Genomic DNA, 7,504 nt, shown 5'->3' with positions numbered 1-7,504 from the left:
AGACCCCAAGCCGTTCATCTGGACCAAGAGCGCCGAGGAAATCCTCGAATCCCTCGCCCGCTTCTGCCGACGGATCTCCGGCGCAGGACACTAGCTTTCCGAGGGTTCGCTTGTTGTTTGCCCGCTCCTGGTCTTGGAGAGATCAGGAGCGGGCATCTTTCGTTCTGCGCGGATATTGCGTTGTCCATCGCGGCGTGCCCGGCCAAAGTTGATCCAAGCCCAGAGCCCGCCACAAGGGCCGGGCCGGCACACGGGAGGTGGGGCACAATGCGGGACACGCTGGTACTGAACGCGAGCTTCGAGCCGCTTTCGACGGTGACGCTCAACCGTGCGGTGGTGCTCGTGCTGCAGGACAAGGCCGTCGTCGAGCAGGCCCACCCGGAGCTGCGTGTGCGTGGTGCCGAGGTGGATCTTCCGGTGCCCCGGGTGATCAGGCTCTGCAGATACGTACGGGTGCCGTTCCGAAGACAGGCCCCGTGGTCGAGGCGGGGTGTCCTGGTACGGGACCAGAACCGGTGCGCATACTGCGGGCGGCGGGCGACGACCGTGGACCACGTGGTGCCGCGAGCGCAGGGTGGTGCGGACAGCTGGCTGAACACCGTCGCGTCCTGCGCCGAGGACAACCACCGCAAGGCGGACCGTACGCCGGAGCAGGCGGGTATGCCGCTGCTGCACGAGCCGTTCGTGCCGACTCCGGCGGACGCGATGCTGCTGGCTCTGCGGGCGGGTGAGCGGTCGGCGCTTCCGGAGTGGCTGGCGCAGCACAGCTCGCAGCCCGTTGTTCAGTCGGCGGCGTGACCGCGCAGTCGTACGGACGGCAGTCGTCGGGCGACGGAAGCATGGATGACAGAGGCCCGCCTTTTTCGGGAGGCGGGCCTCCGCGGTGCCGGTGGCGCCGGCGGTGTCAGCGCAGCACCAGCTGGACGATGGCGGCCGTACCCACGATGACGATCACGGTCCGCAGCACCGTGGGCGAGAGCTTGCGGCCGATCCTGGCGCCGATCTGGCCGCCGATGGCGGAGCCGACTGCGATCAGCAGGACCGCGGTCCAGTCGAAGTCGGCGACGAAGAGGAAGAAGAGCGCGGCCACGCCGTTGACGATCGCGGCCAGGACGTTCTTCGCGGCGTTGAGGCGTTGCATGCTGTCGTGGAGCAGCATGCCCATGAGGGAGAGGTAGATGATCCCCTGGGCGGCGGTGAAGTATCCGCCGTAGACGCTGGCGAGCATGATGGCGGTGAAGAGGAGCGGTCCGCCGTCGGGGTGGGGGGCTCCGGAGCCGTTGCGCTCGCGCCGGCGCTGGACGGCCCCGGTGATCCGCGGCTGCAGGATCACGAGCACGAGCGCGAGCGCGACCAGGATGGGGACGACGGTCTCGAAGGCCGTCGAGGGCAGCAGGAGCAGCAGCATCGCTCCGCCGAGGCCGCCGATGAGGGCGGCGGAGCCGAGACGGAGGATGCGGCGGCGCTGGCCGGTGAGCTCCTCGCGGTAGCCGATGGCTCCGCTGATCGATCCCGGTATCAGGCCGAGGGCGTTCGAGACGGTCGCGGTGACCGGGGGCAGACCGGTGGCGAGCAGAACGGGGAAGGTGATGAGCGTTCCCGAGCCGACGATGGTGTTGATCGTGCCGGCTGCCGTACCGGCGGCGAACACCGCGAGCGCTTCCCAGATGGACAACGCCATCTCCTTACATGATCAGAGTGCTGCCTCCCCGCCGTGAAGGTCGAGGGGCCGCATCGATCATGCACGACTGCACGTCTCTGCCGGTCGAGGGGGGCCGGGTCAGTCGATGGGGGGCTGTTCGCGGCGTTCGGTGCCGCCGCCCTGCTTCGGGATGGTGTTGCCGCCGCTCCCGCTGCCGCCGTTGTCGCTCCGGTTGCCGCCGAGCGGGCCGCCGCCGAAGTTGCCGAGGGCGCCGGAGAGGCCCTTGAGCGCGTCGCCGATCTCGCTGGGGACGATCCAGAGCTTGTTGGCGTCGCCCTCGGCGATCTTCGGGAGCATCTGGAGGTACTGGTACGAGAGCAGCTTCTGGTCGGGGTCACCGGCGTGGATGGACTCGAAGACCGTACGGATCGCCTGGGCCTCGCCCTCGGCGCGCAGGGCGGCGGCCTTGGCCTCACCTTCGGCACGCAGGATCGCGGACTGCTTCTCACCCTCGGCTGTGAGGATCTGCGACTGGCGGATGCCTTCGGCGGTGAGGATCGCGGCGCGCTTGTCGCGGTCGGCGCGCATCTGCTTCTCCATCGAGTCCTGGATGGAGGTCGGGGGCTCGATGGCCTTGAGCTCGACGCGGTTGACGCGGATGCCCCACTTGCCGGTGGCCTCGTCGAGGACGCCGCGCAGGGCCGCGTTGATCTCCTCGCGGGAGGTGAGGGTGCGCTCGAGGTCCATGCCACCGATGATGTTGCGCAGGGTGGTGACGGTGAGCTGCTCGATCGCCTGGATGTAGCTGGCGACTTCGTACGTCGCGGCCCTGGCGTCGGTCACCTGGTAGTAGATGACGGTGTCGATGTTGACGACAAGGTTGTCCTGGGTGATCACCGGCTGGGGCGGGAAGGGGACGACCTGCTCCCGGAGGTCGATCCGGTTGCGGATCGAGTCGATGAACGGGACCACGATGTTCAGGCCCGCGTTGAGGGTGCGGGTGTAGCGGCCGAAGCGTTCCACGATGGCGGCGCTGGCCTGCGGGATGACCTGGATCGTCTTGATCAGGGCGATGAACACCAGGATCACCAGAATGACCAGGACGATGATGATCGATGGCATCGTGCTCCCCGTGCCCTTCGCTGCCGGATGAATCTGATGATCGAGTTTCCCAGACCGCGGACGGTCCTGGGGGCCGTTCGGTCACATGATCATGACGAGTGGCCACCGGTGCCGTGACGGGTGGTCAACTGGCGGGCGGTCACATGACCACGGCGGTCGCTCCGTCGATCTCCACGACGTCGACCTGCTCACCGGGTTCGAAGGCCCGTTCCGTGTCGAGCGAACGCGCCGACCAGACCTCGCCCGCGAGTTTGATGCGGCCGCCGGTGCCGTCGACCCGCTCCAGGACGACGGCTTGACGGCCTCTCAGGGCGTCGACGCCCGTGGCCAGTGGGGGGCGTTGGGAGCTGTGGCGGGCCGCGATGGGCCGTACGACCGCGATGAGCGCGACCGACACCGCGGCGAACACCACCACTTGCGCCACCACGCCGAAGCCGAGGGCCGCGGTGACGGCTCCGGCGACCGCTCCGGCGGAGAGCATGCCGAATTCGGGCATTGCGGTGAGCACGAGCGGGATGCCGAGTCCCACCGCTGCGATGAGCCACCACACCCATGCGTCGATGTCCACAGGGGCATGGTAGGACCGCGAACGCCGCCCCGACAGGGCGCGATCAGGAGAGCGGCAGGCCCTGGGCCGTCCAGCGTTCGCCGTTGCTCTCGACGACGAGCGGCAGGCCGAAGCAGAGGGACAGGTTCCGGGAGGTCAGCTCGGTCTCCATGGGCCCGGCGGCGAGCACCTTGCCCTGGCGGACCATGAGGACGTGGGTGAAGCCGGGTGCGATCTCCTCGACATGGTGGGTGACCATGATCATGGAGGGTGCGTAGGGGTCGCGGGCGAGGCGGCCGAGGCGGCGCACCAGGTCCTCGCGGCCGCCGAGGTCGAGCCCGGCGGCGGGCTCGTCCAGGAGCAGCAGCTCGGGGTCGGTCATCAGCGCGCGGGCGATGAGGGTGCGCTTGCGCTCGCCCTCGGAGAGGGTGCCGAACTTGCGGTCCAGGTAGTCGGACATGCCGAGCCGGTCGAGGAAGGCGCGGGCGCGCTCCTCGTCGACGGCGTCGTAGTCCTCGTGCCAGGTGGCGGTCATGCCGTAGGCGGCGGTGAGGACGGTCTGCAGGACCGTCTGGCGCTTGGGCAGCTTCTCCGCCATGGCGATGCCGGCAATGCCGATGCGGGGGCGGAGCTCGAAGACGTCCACCTTGCCGAGCCTGTCGCCGAGGACGGTCGCGGTGCCGGTGGTGGGGAAGAGATAGCTGGAGGCGATGTTGAGCAGGGTGGTCTTGCCGGCGCCGTTGGGGCCGAGGATCACCCAGCGCTCACCCTCTTTGACCGACCAGGAGACGTCGTCCACCAGAGCGCGTCCGTCGCGGACCACGGATACGTCCACCAGCTCCAGTACATCGCTCATGAGCGCGTTGTCTCCCCATGCAATCGTCGAGAGGTCTCGAGAAGTCCCGGGAGTCCGGTGCGCCTGTGGGCGTGGCTCCCAGGGAAAACCTACGCCACCTGCCGGGTGGGTCGACGGCCCGGTCCGGTACCTAGGCTGGGTCCATGCTCTCGGAACCACGCTCAGGACGGCTGGCCGCATGGGGAAATGCCCTGTTGGCCGGATTTGTATCACCGGATGACGCGGTGCTTGCGATTGTCGGGGACGACGCGGTGCACCGTGTGGAGGGGCTGCCGGGCGAGGCCGGCCCGGTCGGGCTCACGCTGGCGCTCGGGCGGCTGCGCGGGTTCGGCGTGAGCGGCTTCCGCGTCGCGCTGCCCGCGCCGGGGCATCCGCTGGGGCTCAGCGGGCCGCCTGCGTTCAATGCGCGGGCGCTGGAGGCCGAGGAGGCGGTCGTCGGCCACGGGGCGGCGTACGGGCTGGTGCCGGAGGTGTACGAGGCCGGGCCGGCCGGTGACGTGCACGTGGAGGTCGTCTGGCACTGCCTGCCCGTGCGGGAGGCTCCGCCGGCCGACGTGCCCTCGCTCGGCGAGGCGGAGCGCGAGCTCGCCGAGGCGCTGCGGGAGGCGACGGCGGTGCTGTCGCGGCTCGATGTGGCGGCGTCGGGCCCGGTCGCCGAGGCGGCGGTGGACGCGTACCGTGCGCGGGCTCACGCGGGCCGCGAAGTGCTGGCGCCCGGGTATCCGCCCCGTGCGGTGCGGGTGCTGGAGCTGGCGCAGCGGATCGGGCTGCTGATCTCGCTGGCGTACGACCACGGGCACGGCGGTGCGGTGAGCGCGTCGGAAATGGCGGCGCGGGGTGCGGCGCTGCGGCCGGTGGAGCGGGTGGCCCGGCGCGCCCAGGTGGCGGCGTACAACGCGTACGTGGAGGAGCTGGAGCGGCAGAGGGACCACTAGCGGGGTCTCGAGCCCTGCCCCGCCGGACGCCGCGTCGCGGTGGCGGGCGGGGCCCCGGCGGCACAGCGGTGCGAGGGGCGCATAGGCGGGTGATGCGCGTGCGGCGACCGGACCCCGGGCGATGCCCGGGGTCCGGTGGTCACGGCGACGCGGCGGGGACCGCCGGCGGCTGCGTCGGAACTCAGAAGTTGACGCCCTCGTTGCCGAACGCCGGGTTGAGCGCGCCGATGACGTTGACCGTGTTGCCCACGGCGTTGACCGGGACGTGGACCGGGATCTGGACCAGGTTGCCGGAGCCGACGCCCGGGGAGTGGCCGGCCTGGCCGCCGGCGTGCGCCGAGGTGGCGGACGCAACACCGGCACCGGCGGCGACGAGGCCACCGGCGACCATGGTGACGGCAACGGCCTTCTTCAGGTTCTTCACTTCAGGATCCTCCTGGTCATCGCTGCGGCGGGTTCGCGGCAGCACGCCATGGAGAACGCCGGAACATCGCCCGGGATACGCCATGTGGGCGACATCCACCCGACGGTATGAATCTCAGACCGGAAGGCGACGGTCCGGATGGTTGCCACCCTGACCTGCCGAAACGATCCGATCAGCCCGTGAGCCCGTGGCGCACGGCCCAGAGCGCGGCCTGGGTACGGTCCGCAAGATCGAGCTTCATCAGAATGTTCGACACGTGCGTCTTCACCGTCTTCTCGGAGAGGACCAGGGCCCGCGCGATCTCCCGGTTGGAGCGGCCGTCGGCGATCAGGCCGAGCACCTCGCGCTCCCGCTCGGTGAGCGACGTCCCCCGCCCCTGCCCGGTGGCGGGGTCGTCCTGGGCGAGCAGCGCACCCGCGACCTCGGGCTGGAGCAGGACATGGCCCGCGTGCACGGAGCGGATCGCGCCGGCCAGCGCCTCCGGGTCCACGTCCTTGTACACATAACCGGACGCGCCGGCCCGCAGGGCGGGGACCACCGTGCGCTGCTCCGTGAAGCTCGTGACCACCAGCACCTTCGCCGGGTTGGCGAGCGCGCGGAGTTTGCGCAGCGCCTCGATGCCGTCGGTGCCGGGCATCTTCACGTCCATCAGGACGACGTCGGGCTTCAGCTCCTCGGCACGCGCGACGCCCTCGTCGCCGTCCCCCGCCTCCCCCACGACCTCGATGTCGTCCTGAACCTCGAGGAACGTACGCAGGCCGCGGCGGACGACCTGATGGTCGTCCACCAGCAGCACCCGGATCGCCTTGTCACCCACCGGGCACCTCCATCTCGATCGTGGTGCCCTTGCCGGGCGCCGATTCCACCGTGAGTGTGCCGCCGACACCGCCCGCCCGGTCGCGCATGGAGACGAGACCGAGGTGGCGGCCCGCCCTGCGGACCGAGCGGGGCTCGAAACCCCTGCCGTCGTCCGTGACGCTGAGGACCGCGCCCTGGCCCCTGCGGGCCAGGCTGACCGCGACGAGCTCCGCGCCCGAGTGACGCAGGGCGTTGTGCAGGGCCTCCTGGGCGACCCGCAGGAGGGCCTCCTCCTGGGCGGCGGGCAGTGCCCGGACCCCGCAGCTGTCGAAGGTGACGTGGGCGGTGTGGGCGCGGTCGAGGACCTGTATCTGCGTACGCAGCGTGTTCACCAGGCCGTCCTCGTCGAGGGCGGCGGGGCGCAGCTCGACCACGGCCGCCCGCAGCTCGTCGGCGGCCTCGGCGGCGAGGACGGCCACCTGCTGCAGCTCTCCCTTGGCGCGGACGGGGTCGCGGTCCACGAGCGTGGCGGCGGCCTGGGCGGTCAGCCGCAGCGAGAACAGCTTCTGGCTGACGGCGTCGTGGAGCTCATGGGCGAGGCGCGAGCGCTCCTCGGCGATGGTGAGCTCGCGGCTGCGCTCGTACAGCCGGGCGTTGGTGAGGGCGATCGCGGCGTGCTGGGCGAGGATCGAGAGGAGCTCCTCGTCGTCCCCGGTGAAGCCGCAGCCGCTGCCTGCCGGTCTGGGGCACCTCTTGTTGGCGAGGAACAGCGCGCCGATCGTCTCGTCGCCGTCCTTGATGGGCAGGCCCAGGAAGTCGGACATGTCCGGGTGGGCGGACGGCCAGCCCTCGAAGCGCGGGTCCTTGCGCACATCGGCGAGCCGCTCGGGCTTCGCGTCCCTGAGCATCGCGGCGAGGATGCCGTGCTGGCGCGGGAGCGGGCCGATCGCCCGCCACTGCTCGTCGTTGACGCCGTCGACGACGAACTGGGCGAAGCCTCCGTGGTCGTCGGGCACGCCCAGCGCCGCGTACTCGGCGTCGAGCAGCTCGCGGGCCGAGGCGACGATCGTCTTGAGGACGTCGCGCACCTCGAGATGCCTGCTCATCGCGAGGAGAGCGGTGCTCACCGCGGCGAGGCCGGAGCTCGGTCGATGGCTCATGAGATCACCGTACCGGCGGG

The 7,504-nt window shown here is 70.7% G+C and carries 9 protein-coding genes; 2 read left to right on the top strand and 7 right to left on the bottom strand.

The window, feature by feature from the left end:
* The first annotated feature begins 267 nt into the window (after positions 1-267).
* Positions 268-798, top strand: a complete 531-nt coding sequence (locus tag ACWCP0_RS06540) for an HNH endonuclease (protein WP_351225098.1) — start codon at positions 268-270, stop codon at positions 796-798.
* A 106-nt stretch (positions 799-904) separates the two neighbouring features.
* Here ACWCP0_RS06540 and ACWCP0_RS06535 read toward each other — a convergent pair whose 3' ends face one another.
* The 4 genes from ACWCP0_RS06535 to ACWCP0_RS06520 form a co-directional block, all read right to left on the bottom strand.
* Positions 905-1,681, bottom strand: a complete 777-nt coding sequence (locus tag ACWCP0_RS06535) for a sulfite exporter TauE/SafE family protein (RefSeq protein ID WP_451077737.1) — start codon at positions 1,679-1,681, stop codon at positions 905-907.
* A 99-nt stretch (positions 1,682-1,780) separates the two neighbouring features.
* On the bottom strand, positions 1,781-2,764 hold the full coding sequence (locus ACWCP0_RS06530) for an SPFH domain-containing protein (RefSeq protein WP_451077736.1): 984 nt from the start codon (positions 2,762-2,764) through the stop codon (positions 1,781-1,783).
* Between the two features lie 139 nt (positions 2,765-2,903).
* Positions 2,904-3,332 (bottom strand): NfeD family protein, encoded by a 429-nt coding sequence (locus ACWCP0_RS06525; RefSeq protein ID WP_451077735.1) that lies wholly within the window; start codon positions 3,330-3,332, stop codon positions 2,904-2,906.
* A gap of 43 nt (positions 3,333-3,375) precedes the next feature.
* Entirely contained in the window at positions 3,376-4,167 is a 792-nt protein-coding gene (locus ACWCP0_RS06520; protein WP_451077734.1) for an ABC transporter ATP-binding protein, read from the bottom strand.
* Between the two features lie 143 nt (positions 4,168-4,310).
* Between ACWCP0_RS06520 and ACWCP0_RS06515 the strand changes: the two genes are divergently transcribed.
* Complete coding sequence (locus ACWCP0_RS06515; protein ID WP_451077733.1) at positions 4,311-5,102, top strand: hypothetical protein; 792 nt, start codon at positions 4,311-4,313, stop codon at positions 5,100-5,102.
* Positions 5,103-5,283: 181 nt separating this feature from the next.
* On the opposite strand, the gene ACWCP0_RS06510 is transcribed toward ACWCP0_RS06515, so the two are convergent.
* From ACWCP0_RS06510 to ACWCP0_RS06500, 3 genes are all read right to left on the bottom strand, one after another.
* Positions 5,284-5,526, bottom strand: coding sequence for a chaplin (locus ACWCP0_RS06510; RefSeq protein WP_451077732.1), 243 nt, complete (start codon positions 5,524-5,526; stop codon positions 5,284-5,286).
* Positions 5,527-5,698: 172 nt separating this feature from the next.
* A complete protein-coding gene (locus ACWCP0_RS06505; RefSeq protein ID WP_451077731.1) occupies positions 5,699-6,343 on the bottom strand; it encodes a response regulator in 645 nt (214 codons plus the stop codon).
* Positions 6,336-7,484, bottom strand: coding sequence for a GAF domain-containing sensor histidine kinase (locus ACWCP0_RS06500; protein ID WP_451077730.1), 1,149 nt, complete (start codon positions 7,482-7,484; stop codon positions 6,336-6,338). Before ACWCP0_RS06500 ends, ACWCP0_RS06505 begins: the two co-directional genes overlap by 8 nt.
* Positions 7,485-7,504 lie beyond the last annotated feature (20 nt).

It is taken from the genome of Streptomyces sp. NPDC001970, from assembly GCF_053594115.1.
Note: the sequence above shows the minus strand (reverse complement) of the source record. Positions and strands in the feature narration are given on the sequence as shown.

Coding starts and splice junctions, on each gene's coding strand:
- ACWCP0_RS06540 (WP_351225098.1), top strand. CDS start 268: ATGCGGGACACGCTGGTACTGAACGCGAGCTTCGAGCCGCTTTCGACG.
- ACWCP0_RS06535 (WP_451077737.1), bottom strand. CDS start 1,681: ATGGCGTTGTCCATCTGGGAAGCGCTCGCGGTGTTCGCCGCCGGTACG.
- ACWCP0_RS06530 (WP_451077736.1), bottom strand. CDS start 2,764: ATGCCATCGATCATCATCGTCCTGGTCATTCTGGTGATCCTGGTGTTC.
- ACWCP0_RS06520 (WP_451077734.1), bottom strand. CDS start 4,167: ATGAGCGATGTACTGGAGCTGGTGGACGTATCCGTGGTCCGCGACGGA.
- ACWCP0_RS06515 (WP_451077733.1), top strand. CDS start 4,311: ATGCTCTCGGAACCACGCTCAGGACGGCTGGCCGCATGGGGAAATGCC.
- ACWCP0_RS06500 (WP_451077730.1), bottom strand. CDS start 7,484: ATGAGCCATCGACCGAGCTCCGGCCTCGCCGCGGTGAGCACCGCTCTC.